At 64.2% G+C, this 16,236-nt stretch carries 20 protein-coding genes and 1 tRNA gene; 12 read left to right on the forward strand and 9 right to left on the reverse strand.

Annotated elements, in window-relative coordinates; genetic code table 11:
• The first annotated feature begins 234 nt into the window (after positions 1-234).
• The 8 genes from ABIC03_RS35830 (at position 235) to ABIC03_RS35865 (ending at position 4,858) form a co-directional block, all read left to right on the forward strand.
• A tRNA-Ile gene (locus tag ABIC03_RS35830) sits at positions 235-310 on the forward strand.
• Positions 311-641: 331 nt separating this feature from the next.
• Positions 642-2,282, forward strand: a complete 1,641-nt coding sequence (locus tag ABIC03_RS35835; protein ID WP_354065219.1) for an amidohydrolase — start codon at positions 642-644, stop codon at positions 2,280-2,282.
• A 403-nt stretch (positions 2,283-2,685) separates the two neighbouring features.
• Positions 2,686-3,153: a universal stress protein gene (locus ABIC03_RS35840; RefSeq protein WP_354065221.1), complete on the forward strand. Its 468-nt coding sequence runs from the start codon at positions 2,686-2,688 to the stop codon at positions 3,151-3,153.
• A gap of 72 nt (positions 3,154-3,225) precedes the next feature.
• Positions 3,226-3,354 (forward strand): hypothetical protein, encoded by a 129-nt coding sequence (locus ABIC03_RS35845; RefSeq protein WP_007600646.1) that lies wholly within the window; start codon positions 3,226-3,228, stop codon positions 3,352-3,354.
• Positions 3,355-3,493: 139 nt separating this feature from the next.
• The gene (locus ABIC03_RS35850; protein WP_354065224.1) at positions 3,494-3,703 is read left to right on the forward strand and encodes a hypothetical protein; all 210 of its coding nucleotides are present in this window, start codon (positions 3,494-3,496) and stop codon (positions 3,701-3,703) included.
• Between the two features lie 118 nt (positions 3,704-3,821).
• Entirely contained in the window at positions 3,822-4,001 is a 180-nt protein-coding gene (locus tag ABIC03_RS35855; RefSeq protein ID WP_354065226.1) for a hypothetical protein, read from the forward strand.
• A 242-nt stretch (positions 4,002-4,243) separates the two neighbouring features.
• Positions 4,244-4,456 carry a hypothetical protein gene (locus tag ABIC03_RS35860; RefSeq protein WP_354065228.1) on the forward strand — a complete coding sequence of 71 codons (213 nt, stop codon included), beginning with the start codon at positions 4,244-4,246 and terminating at the stop codon, positions 4,454-4,456.
• A 105-nt stretch (positions 4,457-4,561) separates the two neighbouring features.
• Complete coding sequence (locus ABIC03_RS35865; RefSeq protein ID WP_354065230.1) at positions 4,562-4,858, forward strand: hypothetical protein; 297 nt, start codon at positions 4,562-4,564, stop codon at positions 4,856-4,858.
• 69 nt (positions 4,859-4,927) lie between these two features.
• On the opposite strand, the gene ABIC03_RS35870 is transcribed toward ABIC03_RS35865, so the two are convergent.
• The 5 genes from ABIC03_RS35870 to ABIC03_RS35890 all read right to left on the reverse strand — a co-directional run bounded on the left by ABIC03_RS35870 (position 4,928) and on the right by ABIC03_RS35890 (position 7,994).
• Positions 4,928-5,218, reverse strand: a complete 291-nt coding sequence (locus ABIC03_RS35870; RefSeq protein ID WP_354065232.1) for a hypothetical protein — start codon at positions 5,216-5,218, stop codon at positions 4,928-4,930.
• Positions 5,219-5,384: 166 nt separating this feature from the next.
• Positions 5,385-5,876 carry an Hsp20/alpha crystallin family protein gene (locus ABIC03_RS35875; RefSeq protein WP_354065234.1) on the reverse strand — a complete coding sequence of 164 codons (492 nt, stop codon included), beginning with the start codon at positions 5,874-5,876 and terminating at the stop codon, positions 5,385-5,387.
• 365 nt (positions 5,877-6,241) lie between these two features.
• Positions 6,242-7,114, reverse strand: a complete 873-nt coding sequence (gene rpoH / locus ABIC03_RS35880) for an RNA polymerase sigma factor RpoH (protein WP_354065236.1) — start codon at positions 7,112-7,114, stop codon at positions 6,242-6,244.
• A 25-nt stretch (positions 7,115-7,139) separates the two neighbouring features.
• The gene (locus tag ABIC03_RS35885; RefSeq protein ID WP_354065238.1) at positions 7,140-7,322 is read right to left on the reverse strand and encodes a hypothetical protein; all 183 of its coding nucleotides are present in this window, start codon (positions 7,320-7,322) and stop codon (positions 7,140-7,142) included.
• Positions 7,323-7,442: 120 nt separating this feature from the next.
• On the reverse strand, positions 7,443-7,994 hold the full coding sequence (locus ABIC03_RS35890) for a TetR/AcrR family transcriptional regulator (RefSeq protein WP_354065240.1): 552 nt from the start codon (positions 7,992-7,994) through the stop codon (positions 7,443-7,445).
• A gap of 128 nt (positions 7,995-8,122) precedes the next feature.
• On the opposite strand from ABIC03_RS35890, the gene ABIC03_RS35895 reads away from it, so the two are divergent.
• Together ABIC03_RS35895 and ABIC03_RS35900 are read left to right on the forward strand one after the other, a co-directional pair.
• The gene (locus ABIC03_RS35895; protein WP_354065242.1) at positions 8,123-8,980 is read left to right on the forward strand and encodes an oxidoreductase; all 858 of its coding nucleotides are present in this window, start codon (positions 8,123-8,125) and stop codon (positions 8,978-8,980) included.
• A gap of 47 nt (positions 8,981-9,027) precedes the next feature.
• Positions 9,028-10,029, forward strand: coding sequence for an NADP-dependent oxidoreductase (locus tag ABIC03_RS35900; protein ID WP_354065244.1), 1,002 nt, complete (start codon positions 9,028-9,030; stop codon positions 10,027-10,029).
• 28 nt (positions 10,030-10,057) lie between these two features.
• On the opposite strand, the gene ABIC03_RS35905 is transcribed toward ABIC03_RS35900, so the two are convergent.
• Positions 10,058-10,855, reverse strand: a complete 798-nt coding sequence (locus ABIC03_RS35905; protein ID WP_354065347.1) for an adenylate/guanylate cyclase domain-containing protein — start codon at positions 10,853-10,855, stop codon at positions 10,058-10,060.
• 116 nt (positions 10,856-10,971) lie between these two features.
• Between ABIC03_RS35905 and ABIC03_RS35910 the strand changes: the two genes are divergently transcribed.
• Positions 10,972-11,475, forward strand: coding sequence for a hypothetical protein (locus ABIC03_RS35910; RefSeq protein WP_502916977.1), 504 nt, complete (start codon positions 10,972-10,974; stop codon positions 11,473-11,475).
• A gap of 12 nt (positions 11,476-11,487) precedes the next feature.
• On the opposite strand, the gene ABIC03_RS35915 is transcribed toward ABIC03_RS35910, so the two are convergent.
• From ABIC03_RS35915 to ABIC03_RS35925, 3 genes are all read right to left on the reverse strand, one after another.
• Entirely contained in the window at positions 11,488-12,675 is a 1,188-nt protein-coding gene (locus tag ABIC03_RS35915) for an adenylate/guanylate cyclase domain-containing protein (protein ID WP_275172140.1), read from the reverse strand.
• Positions 12,676-12,817: 142 nt separating this feature from the next.
• Positions 12,818-13,402 carry a HutD/Ves family protein gene (locus ABIC03_RS35920; protein ID WP_275172142.1) on the reverse strand — a complete coding sequence of 195 codons (585 nt, stop codon included), beginning with the start codon at positions 13,400-13,402 and terminating at the stop codon, positions 12,818-12,820.
• 107 nt (positions 13,403-13,509) lie between these two features.
• On the reverse strand, positions 13,510-15,603 hold the full coding sequence (locus ABIC03_RS35925) for an adenylate/guanylate cyclase domain-containing protein (RefSeq protein WP_354065249.1): 2,094 nt from the start codon (positions 15,601-15,603) through the stop codon (positions 13,510-13,512).
• A gap of 319 nt (positions 15,604-15,922) precedes the next feature.
• On the opposite strand from ABIC03_RS35925, the gene ABIC03_RS35930 reads away from it, so the two are divergent.
• Positions 15,923-16,228 carry a BufA1 family periplasmic bufferin-type metallophore gene (locus ABIC03_RS35930; RefSeq protein WP_354065251.1) on the forward strand — a complete coding sequence of 102 codons (306 nt, stop codon included), beginning with the start codon at positions 15,923-15,925 and terminating at the stop codon, positions 16,226-16,228.
• The last annotated feature ends 8 nt before the right edge of the window (positions 16,229-16,236 follow it).

Here is a 16,236-nt window from a genome sequence, read left to right on the forward strand (position 1 = left end):
CCCTGGCGCGATTGCCAGGGGGTGAGGGCGAAGGCTCGGCGAGGTGGGCTTGCGCCGTCGGGCAAAACAGGACTATAAGGGCATCATCGCCAATTTCGGTTATTCAAAAATCACAAGACCTTGCCGCACCGGCGTTTCCATCCGCCCGAGCCAGCATTGCACCCCCGCCTCCGTCCCTGTAAACGAACCGCGCACCGTTGCCGGCCGCGCAGTCCCGCGGGCCGTCTCGCGGCGGGGCCTGTAGCTCAATGGTTAGAGCCGGCCGCTCATAACGGTCTGGTTGCAGGTTCGAGTCCTGCCGGGCCCACCATAACGGTCGATGAGTTAGTCGTATCGTTTCGTTGCCTGCTGAGCCATCGCATCAGAACCGCCCCTTCGAGCTCATTACCCTGGCTCAATGCTAGGCAAGCTGATGTTCCCTGCTCGATCGACTAGGGTCTCTGCCCGCATCGTAAACTACAAGGTGTTCTCGCGCGAAACTTAGAGGCCCAAGCGCGCCAAAACAGTCGCCGTTAAGCCTTCAAAAGCGAGCGCCAAGCGCGCAAAAAAGAGTGTCGTCAAACGGTCGAAAGCCAGGAAGGTGAGCCCATCCGGCGGCGGATGTGTGGCGCGCTTCGGCCTCTCTCATGTCGGGACTGAACATGCGAAAGCTTCTGGCGATTTTGGTGATCTCGTGCTGGGCCAGTTTGGCTCACGCGCAAAAAGCCGACCTCGTTGTCACGAACGCAAAGCTCGTGACGCTGGATCCCGCATCGACGATTGCGCAGGCTCTCGCAGTTCGCGACGGCAAGATCGTCGCAATTGGCGGCAACGATGCCATGGAAGGCCTGATCGGGCCCGCGACGCGCCGTGTCGACGCAGGTGGACGCACGATCATTCCGGGATTGATCGATTCCCATATTCACGCGGTGCGCGCCGGCCTGACCTACGCGACCGAGGTCAACTGGATCGGCGCAAAGACGATTCCCGAGGCCATGGAACGCTTGCGCCTGGCGGCACAAGCGCGGCCGGCGTCCTGGATCATCGTGGCCGGTGGCTGGAGCGAATTGCAATTTGCGGAGAGGCGGCGGCCAACCCTCGCCGAGGTGATGTCGGCCGTTCCCGACAATCCGGCTTACATCCAGCTGTTCTATTCGGCGGTGCTGATGACGCCCAAAGCGCAGCAAGCGCTCGGGATTTCCGCGGATCAGTTGCCGGCCGGTATCACAGCCGCATCGGGCGACACCACGGGCTGGCTCAACGGCTCCATTGTCAGTATCTCCGCGCTGTTCGATCGGCTGCCGAGGCCGAATTTCGAAGAGAATGTCGCCGGGACCCGGCAGTTCTTCACGGAGCTCAATCGTCTTGGCGTGACCGGGATCGTGGATCCCGGCGGCTTCAGCATTTATCCCAGCCATTACGCCGCCTTGCAAAAGCTCTGGCGTGACAAATCGCTTTCGGTTCGGGTTGCCTACAGCCTGTTCGCCCAGAATGTCGGCGCGGAATTCGAGGAGTACAAGACTCTCACGCCGTTCCTGCCGATGGGATTCGGCGACGACATGCTGCGGTTCAACGGACTAGGCGAGCGGATCACCGGCGCCATGTACAACAACAATGCGCCCGACGCGGCCGCCAAGGACAAGTTCCGCGAGATCATTCGCTGGGCGGCCAAGCAAGGGCTGACAGTCACCATCCACTGGCAGGAAGACAAATCCGTCCATCACCTCCTGGACCTCTATGACGAGGTCAACAAGGAGACGCCGCTCGCGCCCTTGCGCTGGTCCATCGCCCATCTCGACAACACCTCGCCCGAAACACTGGCGCGCATGAAAGCCCTCGGTGTCGGCTGGACCATGCAGGACGCGATGTATCTCGGAGGCGACCGTATCGTGGCGCAGGTCGGCGAAGCCGCGCGCAGCATGCCACCCATCGTCACGGCGTTGCGCATTGGGGTCCATGTCGGGGCCGGCACGGATGCGCATCGGGTCGCATCCTACAATCCGTTCGCGGCGCTGCAATGGATGCTCGACGGCAAGACCGTCGGCGGACACTCAACGCGCGGCCCGGACGAAACACCCAGCCGCGAAGATGCCTTGCGCCTCTACACCGTGGGAAGCGCGTGGTTCTGCTTCGACGAGACGCGACGCGGCACGTTAGAGCCCGGCAAGCTCGCCGACTTCGCGATTCTTGATCGGGATTTCATGTCCGTCCCCGTCGAGCAAATCGGCGCCACGGCGTCTCTGCTGACGGTCGTGGGCGGCAAGGTCGTCTACGCAGCGGATGTTTTCTCGAGCGTCAAATGAGAGCTGGAGGGCGACCGTGCCGCTCTCACGAAATCTCGGGCGTTGTCCATTGCAGCGACATTTGCTCTCGGCCCACACATGCAGCTTCGGCGGCTGAGCCGGATGGCATACCAATCTCGCCGCCTGCTATCCCTGCGGCATCGATATGGTGATTGCGCACTCAGTGAGCCCGCCCCTTTTGCGGGTACGAAGACTTTGAATTAAGTGCACTGTCACCGCAATCCTTTATTGCAGACGTGAATGAAAATCTACGCACCACGATGAGACGTGCTCACCTCGTGCGCGGCTGCCTTTTTGAAGCTGTGACGGCGAGACCATCGTCGAAAACGCACATAGACCCATGCCGCATACCGGCCCATATTACCCAGGCATCACTTTGTTCGACGAGCAAGGGAGCCACCGCGTGTACGCCAACATTCTCTTGAGCACGGACGGATCGGACGTCGCGACGAAGGGCGTTGAGCATGGCATTGCCCTGGCGAAGGCCTTGAACGCCAGGCTGACGATCATCACCGTGACGGAAGCACTGCCGATCGACTATGGGGGCGGACATGACTCGGGATGGATTCCGACGCGGGACGAGATCGATAGCTATGACGCGGCCTGCAAGGTCCGCGCGGGCAAGGTGCTCGATCAAGCGCGCGCCATGACGGAGCAGATCGGCGCGCCTGCAGAATTCTTGCACGTTCCGAATGCGCACCCGGCGACTGCGATCATTGAAACAGCCAAGCTTGGCGGATACGACCTGATCGTGATGGCCTCTCATGGACGACGCGGCCTCAGGAAGCTGTTTTTGGGCAGCCAGACATCCGAGGTCCTGGTGGATGGCAGCGTGCCGGTGCTGGTGGTGCCGAAGCCGGCATCAGTGTAGGGATTATTGGCACCACTCAGCTGATCCGCTGAACGACCGCACAAGACCGCTCTCCCGCGGCAGGAGCCATCCATGACCAGTGAAAAAGGCCCGAACATCAAGAAGAAGCAGAAATGCAAGAACTGCGAAGGCAAAGGCCTGCTCAAGAAGGGCGACAAGGTGGTGAAGTGCCAGCGCTGCAAGGGCACGGGCGTGCGGTGATGATGAGGTGATGACTTTCCGGCCGCGCTAATTCGCGCGGACGCCGCCGGCAAAGTGCTTCTCGAGAGCACCGCACCTGACATCCTCGATTGGCACTTCCTGCGGCAAGGCGCGTTGCGGTCTTTTCAGGGAGGTGCAGATGATCAAGACCGACGCGCAAGGCGCAAAAACCGGGACATCGCCGACGGGTTCGGCGGCGCTCAACCCCGGGGATGAAGCCCCGCCCGGAACGACGGGCACGGGCGAAGATGTATGCCCCGATTGCCATGGCAAGGGGCGGATCGACGGCGCTCCCTGCGCCACGTGCGGCGGGAGCGGGACCGTGATCCGAGCTGTCGGCGGGGCCTGAGCAAAGCGCAGGACGCGGCGCTTGCGCCAGGCTGTGGCTTTGGATCGCAGCTTCATTGTTCCAGCAACGAACGGCCCGCATCCGTGTTTTCCGGATGCGAGACACAATGAGGCGCGCCATGACCAGGGATCCCGGACTGAAGCCCGACGACTTTCCCATCGAAGCCGACAAGGACAAGCTTAAGACACACAAGGGCGAGCCGGTCGCCTCGGCCGAGACGGAGAAGATCGCGGATCAGATCGCCGAACGGCTGAACGAGCATGCCCACCAGGAAGAGCAGGATCGTTGGTCGGCCTAGGCACTTTGCCTTGCCGGCAGCAACCCGCAGATAGCAACGGCTTTGTAGGAACGACCTGGGGGCGTTGCGTATTGGGCCGCGCCGGGTCCTTGCGATTCCGGCAATGGCGGCCTCGGCTCGAAGCCCGGCCCCCGGGCCACAGCCGGGGCCGCCTAACGGAGATCGGCCCGGCATCTCAGCCCGGCATTTCAGGGCCGTCTTGGAGGACTGCGCGAGAGACCATGGAGGCGCCCACACCAGGGATGCAAAACCCGCTTCGACAGGCGCGGCTCTACGGCTACCTGATCGAACGCGAGGGCGCGCTGTTTCATCCCGGCGGCAGCCACCCGCTGTGCAGCGCGGGCATGACGCGACGCATGATCGAGGAGGGCTGGCTGGTGAAGGCCGGCGATCGCTACGAGCTGTCGCCGCAAGCGCAGCAACGGATCGCCCCGCGCGCGATGAGCTCGGGATGACTTAATCGTCGGTGGTGCGGCATTTCCGCTCCCGCGCAGGAACAGGTGCGTCCCCAAATCTTTGCCTCGGCACGGCATGTGACGACGTCAAGCAAAGGAGCGGACATGAAAAAGCTGGTTCTCGCGGGGCTCGTTGCGGCTCTCGCATTCTCCCCTTCCGCCTTCGCGCAAGGCGGCGCGGGTGCGTCCAGGACCGGGTCGAGCATCGACTCCTCAGGCACCGGCGGCACGACGGGAGCGGGCGCCTCGAGCCTCAACACCTCATCGGACAACAATGGCGGCGGCGCGAACGCACCGGCGAAGTCGTCGACGACGCGGCCAGGCGACAACGACACCAGGCAAACACAAGGCGGCCAGCAGGCTATGCCAGGTTCCGGCTCCACGGGAGCGAACCGCAAATAGGCGCGCCGCGAACGATTGACCGATTGCGCTCACGCAAAAGGCCCGGACGATGGTCCGGGCCTTGTCTCGTCACCACCAGGGATCCCAATAGGGCGGTGGAGCGTAGGCGTAAGGCACATAATAGGCCCGCCGCACGAAGCGCGGCCCATAGTAGCCGTAGGGCGGACCATAGTAGCGCGGGCCATAAAAGGCGTTGGCCGCCAGACCAGCCGTAAGCGCACCGGCAACAAGACCGAAGCCGATACCGGGGCCTCCCCAATGGCCGTGCCAGCCGCCGCGCCAGCCATGGGCTTCCGCCGGCGAGGCCGCCGCCACAAACAGGGCCGAGATCATCGTGAGGACCAAAGCAAGTTTCTTCATGTGCGACTCCCAGAACTTGGAAACCGACCGCAAAACGCCAGACCGGAATTGAAGTTTCCGGGCGTTCCGGAAAACTTTGCAGCGAGCCGACGGACGCGAATGCGGCCGCCGGCAGGACGCGGGCGGGAGCGGCGGCTCCCGCCCGCTTCATGCTTACACTCCACGCCTACTTGCCGTTGATCGCGATGCGCTTCACCTTCTGTTGTGCCGCCGGTGACTTCGGCAGGGTGACGGTGAGAACGCCGTTGTTGAAGGAAGCGGCGACCTTGTCCTGGTCGACGTCATCGACCGGAATGCGCCGCTCGAAACGGCCATAGTAACGCTCGCTGAAGAGACGTTCCTTGTCTTTCGTTTCGCTCTTCTTCTCGCCGCTGATCGTCAGCACGCCATTTGCAAGCTCGACGTTGACGTCCTTCTGCTCGAGACCGGGAAGCTCGGCGACAACCTTGACCTCCTTGTCGCTCTCGTCGAGTTCGACGTTCGGCCAGCCCATTGCGGTCGAGGAGCCGAACGGACTGAGATCGAAGCTGCGGAAGGCGTCGTCGAACAGCCGGTTCATCTCGCGATGAAGCGCAAGCAGCGGATTGCCGGGTTCGCCGCGCTGAACGGCCATGTTGCGTGAGCCGTTGTTCCACGGAATCAGATCGCGCAGTGCCATTGTCGTTTCTCCTTATCTCCTGTCTTGATGGTCGATTGGCGCAGCTCGGCGCGCGGCGAGGGCCACGCACGCGCTGCAAAGCCCGGACGATCAGCTCGTCAGGCCGCCTGCTTTTGCACGATTTCGGGTCGGCGTTGCCGGCAGCATCGTTCGCGATGCGACGCGGCGGAACGGCGGTCGAAACCAATGATCGAACGCCAGAGGGGAGACATATCGTCGTTTCTCATAACCACATCCTCCTGTGAGCAACATGGATTAAGAGCATCACCGGGGCGAGCCCCGATGGCCTCGCCGGACCCTGCTTTGGCGTCCGGCACCGCACTCGCATGCGGTTGCCAAAAGAATTAGGAGGCGGCGATTTGGTTTCAAGAGCCGGTTGCCAAGCGCCCCCCGATGGCGGCCCGAACCTTTTCGAACGCGCGCATTTCGATCTGCCGCACCCGCTCGCGTGAAACGCCGTATCGTGCCGCGAGCTGCTCGAGCCTCAGCGGCGGCTCGGAGAGCCAGCGCGCCTCGAGAATGTCGCGCTCGCGCGGCTTGAGGAGGTCCAGCGCGCCGGCAAGGGCTTCACGCCTCCGTCTGGTTTCTTCCCGCTCGGCGTATTCGGCTTCAGGACTGGACGCGGGGTCGACGAGCCAGTCCTGGACTTCGCCGCCGTCGGCATCGCGCACCAAAGCATTGAGCGACAGGTCGCCGCCGAGGCGCCGGTTCATCTCGATCACGTCGTTCTCCTGCACGCCGAGCCGCCGCGCGATCCGGCTGGCGTGCTCGGGGCGGAGATCACCATCCTCCAGGGCGGAGATTTCCGCCTTGGTCCGGCGAAGCTTGAAGAACAGCTTCTTCTGCGCCCCGCTGTTGGCAATCTTGACCAGCGACCAGGACCGCAGGATGTATTCCTGGATCGACGCCTTGATCCACCACATCGCGTAGGTCGCAAGCCGAAAGCCCCGCTCCGGCTCGAAGCGCTTGACGGCGTGCATCAGGCCGACGTTTCCTTCGGAAATGATGTCCGCAACCGGCAGGCCATAGCCGCGATATCCCATCGCGATCCTGGCAACGAGCCGCAGATGGCTTGTAACCAGATGATAGGCTGCCTCACGGTCGCCGTGCTCGCGCCATCGCTTCGCGTAGGCCATTTCCTGGTCGGGCCGCAGCATCGGAAACTTTCGAATTTCCGCCAGGTAATGTGTCAAGCCGCCCTCAGGCGACAGCATCGGAACAGTTACAGTGCTTCCCATTGCCCACCTCTTCGAATTTGTCTGCTTACGCTCCAAAATCGACATGACAGAAAATGGTTTCGGCCGAGGATGTTACGACCGGTGGGGCTGGCGGCTGAGTTTGCGGCGGCTCCGGCCGCGTCACGAGATAGAGCTCGCCCGCCACCAATAGGAGGGCAGCGACCGCCACGGCCAACATGCCGAGCACCAGATCGCTGTAGTCATCCATGCGCGTTCGAAACGTATGTCGATGTCGAAGATCGGCAGCCATCGGCTTTGGCTGTCCGCGACATCGAACGTCGTCACCGAAATTTTGTTCCTGAGGTTCGGCGCCCCGCCGAGACGCGCCTCACTCCGCCAGCGAATTCCTCGTCGCGCGAAGAATATCGTCCGACAGCTTGGGATCGTCCACGGCGCGGGCGAGCACGAGGGCGCCAACCATGGAGGCGGCCGCGGCGAGCGCCTTGTCCTCGCGCTGGCGTGGCTTCAGCGTGGAGGCCATCCGGCTGCTCAGCAAGCCGATCACGCCGCGCACGCCGGCGGTGAAGCGCTGCCTCAAGCCGCTGCCTTGACGTGACACCTCACAGGCGAGCGCAGCGAAGGGACAGCCGGCGGCGGCATCGTCGCGATGCCCCGGGGAGAGATACTGCGAAACATAGTCCTCGAGCGCGAAGGCCTCGGGCAATTCCTGGCCTTTGGCCTTGATCGCATGGGCGACCGCTTCCTCGACCAGACGCTCCTTGGAGCCGAACTGGCTGTACAGGCTGCCGTGCGTCATCCCGGCCGCCTCGGCGAGCGCGTCGACACCGACGCCGGCGATGCCGCGCTCCCGCAGCAGCTGGGAGGCGGTCTCGAGAATATGCTCGCGATTTTTGGCAGCCTGTTCCTTTGAGACGCGCATGGGACCGATCCTTGGACAAGGGATTTGGGCACGGGGCTTGACTTTTATAATTACGATCGTCATCTATATCAATAGTTACGATCGTAATCAAACGATTTCAGGCCCGGTAGTGGCGTCGGAGAGGCACTATGAACAGGATTAAACCGAAGATCGCGCTGGTGACCGGCGCCTCCTCAGGCATCGGTCAGGCCACGGCGGAGCGGCTCGCAAATGCCGGCTACAAGGTGTTCGGCACCAGCAGGCGGGGCGCGCAGGCCGGCAAGCAGGCGTTCGAGATGTTGGCCCTCGACGTCACCAGCGATGCATCGGTGGAAGCCGCCGTCGGCGAAGTGATCCGGCGCGAGGGCCGCATCGACCTGCTCGTCAACAACGCCGGCTTCGGCGTTGCCCCTGCCGGCGCGGAAGAGAGCTCGATGGAGCAGGCGCGCGCGATTTTCGAGACGAACTTCTTCGGCCTGATCCGGATGACGCGCGCCGTCGTGCCGCACATGCGGCGCCAGGGGAATGGCCGCATCATCAATATCGGCTCGGTGCTTGGCTTTCTGCCGATGCCCTATGGCGCGCTCTATGCCGCGACCAAGCACGCGGTGGCAGGCTATTCGGAATCGCTCGACCATGAACTGCGCACGCGGGGCATCCGGGTCTCGGTGGTCGAGCCCGCCTACACCAAGACGCCGTTCGACGCGAACTTCATGGAGCCCGACGCCACGCTCGACGAATATCGCGAGGCGCGCGCCGGCGTGACCAAGCGGGTGAACGAGGTGATGGCGACGGCCGAACAGCCCGGCGTGGTGGCCGAGACCGTGTTGAAGGCCGCGAGCGCGGCGCGCCCGCAGCTCAAATACGCGGCCGGCAGCCTTGCGAAGCGCCTGCGATTGCTACGCAGGTTTGCGCCCGCAGCCCTGGTGGATGCCGGGATCCGAAAGGATTTGCGGCTCGATGCGGTGGCGGCGTCGCAGCCCGCCCGCATGGCGCGGGCTTTCTGAGGGGCGCAAGCTTGCCGTCGCGAAGAACCTCCGGACCGAGAGGAAAAATGAAAGCACTCGTCTTCAAGCGCTACGGCAAGCCGGACCAGATCGCGTTGGCCGACATCCCCCGGCCGACGCCGAAGCCGAACGAAATCCTGGTCCAGGTTCACGCCGCGGGCTTGAACCCAATCGACAACATGATTCCGAAAGGGACGTTCAAGCCGATCCTCAAGTTTCAGCTGCCGGCCACGCTGGGCAGCGACCTGGCGGGCGTCGTCGTCGAGGTCGGAAGCCGCGTGACCCGCTTCAAGCCGGGGGACGCCGTCTTTGCCAGCATCTTCGATCTCGGCACCGGCGCTCTCGCAGAATTCGCGATCGTGCCGGAGGATGCCGCCGCACTCAAGCCGCCGAACCTGGACTTCGTGCAGGCGGCCTCGATTCCGATGGTCGGCCTGACATCGTGGCAAGCGCTCAAGCAGCGCGTCCTTCTGAGGCCCGGCCAGAAGGTGTTCATTCCCGCGGGCGCCGGCGGGATCGGCACGTTCGCGATCCAGCTCGCGAAATATCTCGGAGCAAAAGTGGGGACGACGACCAGCACCGGCAATATCGATCTGGTGCGCAGCCTCGGGGCTGACGAGGTGGTCGACTACAAGACCCAGCAATTCGAGGCGGTGCTGCGGGACTACGACGCGGTGCTGGGTACGCTCAGGGGCGACGCGCTCGAGACATCGCTTCGGATCCTGAAGCGGGGGAGCAGGATTGCTTCGCTGGTCGGGCCGCCGGACGCCGCGTTCGCGCGCGCCCGGGGCATGAATGTCTTCATGGTGCTGCTGTTCGGATTGCTGAGCCGCAAGATTATTCGCCAGGCCGGCAAAATCGGCGCGGACTATTCGTTCGTGTTCGTGCACCCGGACGGCAGCCAACTCGCCGAGATCGGCGAGCTTCTCAAGGCGGAGCGTATCCGGCCGGTGATCGACAAGGTCTTTCCGTTCGAACAAGCGAAAGAGGCGCTGGCGTATCTCGAAAGGGGACGAGCTAAGGGGAAAATCGTCGTCCAGATGAGATGAGGGCGTGGATGCGGCCCGCCCAATCGCCTCAGCCCTCCACCCGCCACAGCCGCCATCGTTCCGGCACGCCCTTGAGCTGGTGCACGCCGTGGTCCCTGAAGCGGATTTCGGACTGCGACGCCAGCAGCTCCTTGACTGCGCTGGAGACCAAGACTTCGCCGGCGCGCGCCTTTGCGGCGACGCGGGTGCCGATGTGGAAGGCGAGGCCGACCGCCTCGGTGCCGCTCACGGTGTATTCGCCGGCATGCAGGCCGACCCTGATCTCGAGACCGAGCGTACGCACGGCCTTCTGGAGCGCGGTCGCGCAATTGATTGCGGCAGCCGGCGTCTTGAATGTCGCCAGCACGCCGTCGCCAGTCGTCGTGACTTCCTTGCCGCGCGAACTCTTCAGCTCCTTGCGGACCGCCGCGTAATAATGCCCCATGATTTTGGTCCAGCGGACATCGCCGAGCTTTGCCGCTTTTGCGGTGGAGCCGACGATATCGACGATCAGGATCGTGGCGAGCGCTCGCTTGAGCTCGGTGTTGCCTGCGGCCGGCCGGCGCCGGAGCACGATCGCGCCGGCCAGCGGTTCATAACGATGGTTGCGGCGCCGCGCGATCGCGGCCTTTGCGTAATCCTGGGCACGCTGCGCGCTGCCACAGCGAATTGTCTTCTCCTGCGGCAGACGCGTCCAATAGACCTTTCGTCCGTCACCGGCGCCCTGGACCTCCACGGCGCCCCACTTCAGGAGGATCGCCGTGCCGACGCGCCGGACACACCACGCCTTCGACGTGTAACCCGATACGTTCGACTGATGGATTCCGATGCGGAGGAATTTTGGCATGAACATGCGGCCGATCGAAGCAACGTTTGGGCGACCCAGGGCCAAGCGTAGTGACACACTCGCGCATTGGCAATACGATCCGCCGTCAAGACCTGTTCATTTGAAACCAGTGCAATATGCAAAATCATTTTCGCGCTTTTTGTGAAGCCGCCCTGTTGTCAGCCGCGCTCGCAATCATCGCCGTGCCCGGCATGGCGCGTGCGCAGTCGGGGAGCGCCGGCGGCAGCATCGGCAACGACGAAAAATCGCTGTCCGGTTCGCGCGAGACGCCGCGGGCGGCCGAGCCTTCGAAGCCGGCACGACGCAGCAAGCCCGCGGACGACGAGCCGCGCCGCGCGCCGCAAAAGAGCGGCGGAGGCGGCAATCTCGACGGAGCATGGGTCCTGACCAGTGTCGGCGCGTCCTGCGGCACCTCCACCGATACGGTGGTCATCACCGGCGGCCAGCTGGTCGGACAGTACGGCACCGCTCAAGTCAGTCCGAACGGCTCCACATCCGGGGTCGGTGCCGCCGGAAGCCTGACCTGGACCATGTCCGGCCGATTTTCAGGCCGCAGCGGCTCCGGTACGTTCCGGCGATCCGATGGATGTGTCGGAAGCTGGACCGGATCGAAACAGTGATGTTTCCTTGCCTCAGCCCTGATACGCAAACAGCTCGATCGGCTCGCTGAAGCCGCGCACCGCGTGCTCTCCGACGCGCTCCAGATCGAACTGGCTGCCAACGAGATCGGCGAATTCGCGTGACAGCAGCACCGTCTTTCCCAATTGCTTGGTCAGGGCTTCGAGGCGCGAGGCCATGTTGACGGCGGGACCGATCACGGTGAAGTCGAGCCGGGTGGACGATCCGATATTGCCGTACATGACGTCGCCGACATGGACGCCGATGCCGTAGTTCAGCGGCGCGCGGCCGGTGCCGTCGTTGCGCGCGTTCAACGCGATCATGGCCTGCCGGGCTTCGGTCACGGCGTGCAGCAGGTTTGCACCGGCATTGGGCTCGCTCAGCGGGAAGATGGCGAGCAGGCCGTCACCGATGAATTTCAGGATCTCGCCGCCATGCCGGGCGATCGGCTCCGACATCGCGTCGAAATAATCGTTGAGCAGATCGATGACGTCGTCTCGCGGCCAGTTGTCCGAAATCTTGGTGAATTCGCGCAGATCGCAGATCATGATCGCGGCGCGCACCGTCGTGCCGGTGCCGCGTCGCGTGGCGCCGGCCAGGATGAGCTCGCCGGCGTGGGAGCCGACATAGGTCTCAAGGAGCGTCCGCGCCAATCGGTTCTTGATGCGGATCTCGCTGACCAGCGACAGCACCGGCAATATGTTCTTGAGGGCGGCGATATGCGCGTCGTCGAAACCGCCGGGCCGGTCGGTCGCGAAGGTGACGAGATGGCGCTTGCCGAGCGTATGGTAGAGCGGCCAGGCCACATAGTCGGTCAGGCCCTGCGCGCGCATCTCCCGATAAAGCGTGTGCTTGCGGCCGAGCGCGGGGTCGCCTTCGAGATTCTCGCGCAACTCGGTTGCGCCTTCGAACATTTCGCTGGCGGGACTACCGATGAACTCGGACCGCTCGCGGACGTCATAGTCGACCCGCGCAATCTCCGCCTCGCGCATGCCGTCGGACCACATGAAGCGGGCGCCAAGCCATTGCGGGTGCTGGATCAGCACGTGTAGCGTCGACCGCGCCAGCGGAATACCGGCCTGCTGAAGCCGGATGCACATCTCGGCAAAGATAACGTCGATGAAGCGCTGGTCGCGCGTGCCGTTGATCAGCCAGTCGACGACGCCATCGGACAGCGTGGCGGATTTCTTCTCTAGGATCATATCTGCCCGTTCATATCGTGGCCGCCCGCATCGTGCTTTGGGCGGCGGCTGCATCAGGGCAGATATCGTGCTCCGGCGCGACGGCGTCAACCTAGCCAGTTGCACGGATTGTACGCATCGCTCTGATGGGCGGGAACGCCGTTCAGCCGACGATTTGAATAGAGCCCAGCACGGCCAGCCCCGAGACGAGCGCAAGCGTCGATGCCCCCGTCAGTTCGACCTTCAACGTGTTTTCGTGCGAAATCGAAAAATCCGTGCCGTCAAGACGGATGCCGCAGTCGCCGCGCGCCGCATAGACCAGATGCGTGCCGGCGGATAATCGCCGCTCACCGGGCTCCCTGAGCGCTTCGAGTTCTAGCGCGACCGCACCGCGCCGGCCCATCAAATTCACGACCTCGACTGGCCCTTCCTCGAGCTCGGTGACGATCGCGTGCTCGCCAGTGAAGCGCACCGTGGTGAACGGCTCGCGCTCGTCGAATTCCTGGGTGGGCGACTTCAGCACCAGCCCGCGGCCGCCGACCACCATCTGCAACCGGTCGATGCCGGGCATATGGGAGAACGGGCCGGGCGCCACGATCGGGGTCGCCGCGAAACGCCACAGCAGGCTGTCCCAATCCTTCACGCTGGAATCAGCGCGATGGGCATCCGCGATATCGGTGAAGATGCCGCCGCCGTTCTTCCAGGGCGAGCGAGCGTAGTCTTCGGATTTCAGCAGTGTGGTTTTCATGTCTTGAGGTGGTCCGGGAGCGCAAGAGGACGGGTGGTGTCAGTTGCGTATCATGCAGACAGGATCGTCGCCAGCTCGCTTCCCGTCAGCGCGCCAATCTTTCGCGACTACTTCGTCGTCAGTGCCGCGACCGGGCGCCACGCAACATCAGGCGCGCTCTCAACCAACTGCCGGCAGCGGTCGCGCATCAGTTCGGCCGGGCGATCCGGGCCACGCATGTTCAGCACGGCTTCGAAATCGGCGAGTGCAGCCGCAAACCGGCGAGCGCGATAGCTGGCGAGCCCCTGCTCGTAGCGCCCGATCCAGCAGGCTGCCTGGTCGCCGCCGCCCTCCCCGGCAAGTCCGATCAATTCATAGACTGCAAAACCCTCCTCGCGTCCATACACGGCGATGCTATCGATCTCGCGCGTGACGATGGCGCCGCGTGCGAGACGTTCGGTCGCTTCGCCAATGAGGATTTGCGTGCCGTAGGATTTGTTGGCGCCCTCGAGGCGGCTCGCGACGTTCACGGCATCGCCGATCACGGTGTAGTTCAGACGCAATTCCGAGCCGATATTACCGACCAGCATGCGGCCGGAATTGATGCCGATCCGGATCTGGAGCGGCTGGCCGAGATCGTCGGCAAGGCCCGACGCCGCGATGGCCCTGCAACAGCCGAGCGCCGCACGGCAGCAGCGCAGCGCGTGGTCGGCCTGTGGCTGCGGGGCGCCCCAGAACGCCATCACGGCGTCGCCGATGAATTTGTCGATGGTGCCGCCATTGGCGACGACGGCCTCGGAGGCGAGGTCGAGATAGCGCGACAACAACGGCACCACGCGATCGCCGAGCCGCTCGGACAGCCCGGTGAAGCCGGCGATGTCGACGAACATCACGCTGAGCTCCTGCATGCTGCCACCGGGTTTTGCCTCGACGCCCTGGCGCAACAGCGAGCGGACCAGATCGGCCGGGATGAATTTGCGAAACGCCGACAGGCCCGCCGCCATCTCGGCGATCGCGCCCGACAGGCTCGCGATCTCCTTGAGCCGCGATGGATGGCGGCGGACCTGCTCCAGCGCGAAGGCTTCGACATGGCGGAGCTCGCCGACGACGCGCGACAGCGGCGCCGCGATGACGGAACGCGCCAGCATCGCCGAGGCCAATGCCGCGAGCACGGCGCCGATGGCAAGGCCGAGGATCAGGCGGCGCAACGTCGTCTCGACCGGGCCGAGGAACTCGGCCTCGGGGATCACGGTCGCCAGCGACCAGCCGGGAAACGGCAGCGGCGTGAGCGCCACTTCGTAAGCCGCGCCAGCCGATGTCAACCGGCTTCGCCAGGCGTCCTTGCGACCATCCTCGCCCGCCTTCACGAGCGCCATCCGCGCCAGCGGCAACAGCGTCGTATCGCCCTTCGCAACGTGCAGCTCGTCGGCGTCCTTGTCGGGCGCCGCGATCAGCTCGCCACTGCCGTCGATGATGAAAGCCGTTCCGGTGCGCCCGACCTCGAGCTGCGACAGGAAGCGCGCGAGCCTGGTGTACTCGATGACGATGGCGAGGACGCCCTGCCGCTCCTGGTAGACGTCGATCGGACCGGCAAAGGCGATCGAAGGCCGCTCTCCGGTCGGATGGTCCACAACCCTGAACCATTGGGGCTCCTGCGCGTCGAGCCCGGTCTTGAACCAAGCGCGATCGGCGACGCGAAAATCGGTCGGCTCGAAACGGCGATTGGCGAATTCGATGTCGCCGGGCACCACCTCGTATTCGTCGATGCGGCGCTGGCCGGCGTGATCGGTCAGGGAGATCTCCATCATCTCCAGCCGGCGGTCGCCGAGCTTGTGCGCGGCGAAGAAGGAGCCATCGGGCCAGCCGAAGGCGACCCAGGAGATCGTCGCCTGCGACTGCAATTGCGACAGGAACACGAATTCGCGCTTGTCGGCCTCGCGGGTGTCGAGCACGTTCTGCAGGAACAGGGTTCGGATCGCGGTATGGGCGGCACGCGCCTCGTCCACGATCGCGGCGACCTCTTTGCGGACAGCGGCCACGATCTGCTCGTTGATGGTCGATGCGAGCTGCCGGCTAGCCGCTTCCGCCGTGCGCCACCACAACAGGCTGGAGAGGGCCGCGGTCAAAAGGATCGCGGTCAGGACCAGTGCCGAGACGGCGAGGCGGATGCTGACCGTCAGCTTCGCGATCGCGCGCAGGTGCCGTCCGGGATCAACATTCATCGCTGTTTCCGTTCTCCGGCAAAGCGGCGACTGGCCACCTCCTGTTACCGTTCTACGTGGCACGCGTGCATTCGTTACCTGTGACAGGCACCGCGTGCCGCCGCCAATGCTCTCCGGCTAAGGTCTCGATAGAGACTAGGCATTGGATTGACCCGCCCGTCACCCGCTAATCCGGTCCAAGCGCACAGCCCGTGCGCCCATCCAACGGCCTCACAAACTCGTGACCTGCTCGATCGGTAACACGAGCTGGGTGCGAGGCGAACCGAACAAGGCGCTCTTCGCCTGCCAGGCGATGCCATCTCGAACAGGAGAATCTTCAATGTCTGCCAAACTTGCCGTGACCACGCTCGTTCTCGCCGGCGCCATGTCGACCGCACTTGCGACCCTGGCCGCTGCTGCTCCGCTGACCAAGGCCGAGGGCGACGCGGCCATCGCGGCCAAAAAGGAAAAATGCTTCGGCGTCGCGCTGAAGGGCCAGAACGATTGCGCCGCCGGACCGGGCACGACCTGCCAGGGCACCTCGACCACCGACTTCCAGGGCAATGCATGGAAATTCGTCCAGGGCGGCACCTGCACCAGCATCGAGCTGCCGGGCGGCAAGAAGGGCTCGCTCAAGCCGGTCTGACGCGCTGC

It is taken from the genome of Bradyrhizobium sp. RT6a (assembly GCF_040547675.1).
Classification (GTDB): domain Bacteria; phylum Pseudomonadota; class Alphaproteobacteria; order Rhizobiales; family Xanthobacteraceae; genus Bradyrhizobium.

Excerpts from the sequence above, each read along its gene's own strand:
- ABIC03_RS35835 (WP_354065219.1), top strand. The coding sequence starts at position 642 with ATGCGAAAGCTTCTGGCGATTTTGGTGATCTCGTGCTGGGCCAGTTTG.
- ABIC03_RS35845 (WP_007600646.1), top strand. The coding sequence starts at position 3,226 with ATGACCAGTGAAAAAGGCCCGAACATCAAGAAGAAGCAGAAATGCAAG.
- ABIC03_RS35850 (WP_354065224.1), top strand. The coding sequence starts at position 3,494 with ATGATCAAGACCGACGCGCAAGGCGCAAAAACCGGGACATCGCCGACG.
- ABIC03_RS35855 (WP_354065226.1), top strand. The coding sequence starts at position 3,822 with ATGACCAGGGATCCCGGACTGAAGCCCGACGACTTTCCCATCGAAGCC.
- ABIC03_RS35860 (WP_354065228.1), top strand. The coding sequence starts at position 4,244 with ATGCAAAACCCGCTTCGACAGGCGCGGCTCTACGGCTACCTGATCGAA.
- ABIC03_RS35865 (WP_354065230.1), top strand. The coding sequence starts at position 4,562 with ATGAAAAAGCTGGTTCTCGCGGGGCTCGTTGCGGCTCTCGCATTCTCC.
- ABIC03_RS35870 (WP_354065232.1), bottom strand. The coding sequence starts at position 5,218 with ATGAAGAAACTTGCTTTGGTCCTCACGATGATCTCGGCCCTGTTTGTG.
- ABIC03_RS35875 (WP_354065234.1), bottom strand. The coding sequence starts at position 5,876 with ATGGCACTGCGCGATCTGATTCCGTGGAACAACGGCTCACGCAACATG.
- rpoH (WP_354065236.1), bottom strand. The coding sequence starts at position 7,114 with ATGGGAAGCACTGTAACTGTTCCGATGCTGTCGCCTGAGGGCGGCTTG.
- ABIC03_RS35885 (WP_354065238.1), bottom strand. The coding sequence starts at position 7,322 with ATGGATGACTACAGCGATCTGGTGCTCGGCATGTTGGCCGTGGCGGTC.
- ABIC03_RS35890 (WP_354065240.1), bottom strand. The coding sequence starts at position 7,994 with ATGCGCGTCTCAAAGGAACAGGCTGCCAAAAATCGCGAGCATATTCTC.
- ABIC03_RS35895 (WP_354065242.1), top strand. The coding sequence starts at position 8,123 with ATGAACAGGATTAAACCGAAGATCGCGCTGGTGACCGGCGCCTCCTCA.
- ABIC03_RS35900 (WP_354065244.1), top strand. The coding sequence starts at position 9,028 with ATGAAAGCACTCGTCTTCAAGCGCTACGGCAAGCCGGACCAGATCGCG.
- ABIC03_RS35905 (WP_354065347.1), bottom strand. The coding sequence starts at position 10,855 with ATGCCAAAATTCCTCCGCATCGGAATCCATCAGTCGAACGTATCGGGT.
- ABIC03_RS35910 (WP_502916977.1), top strand. The coding sequence starts at position 10,972 with ATGCAAAATCATTTTCGCGCTTTTTGTGAAGCCGCCCTGTTGTCAGCC.
- ABIC03_RS35915 (WP_275172140.1), bottom strand. The coding sequence starts at position 12,675 with ATGATCCTAGAGAAGAAATCCGCCACGCTGTCCGATGGCGTCGTCGAC.
- ABIC03_RS35920 (WP_275172142.1), bottom strand. The coding sequence starts at position 13,402 with ATGAAAACCACACTGCTGAAATCCGAAGACTACGCTCGCTCGCCCTGG.
- ABIC03_RS35925 (WP_354065249.1), bottom strand. The coding sequence starts at position 15,603 with ATGAATGTTGATCCCGGACGGCACCTGCGCGCGATCGCGAAGCTGACG.
- ABIC03_RS35930 (WP_354065251.1), top strand. The coding sequence starts at position 15,923 with ATGTCTGCCAAACTTGCCGTGACCACGCTCGTTCTCGCCGGCGCCATG.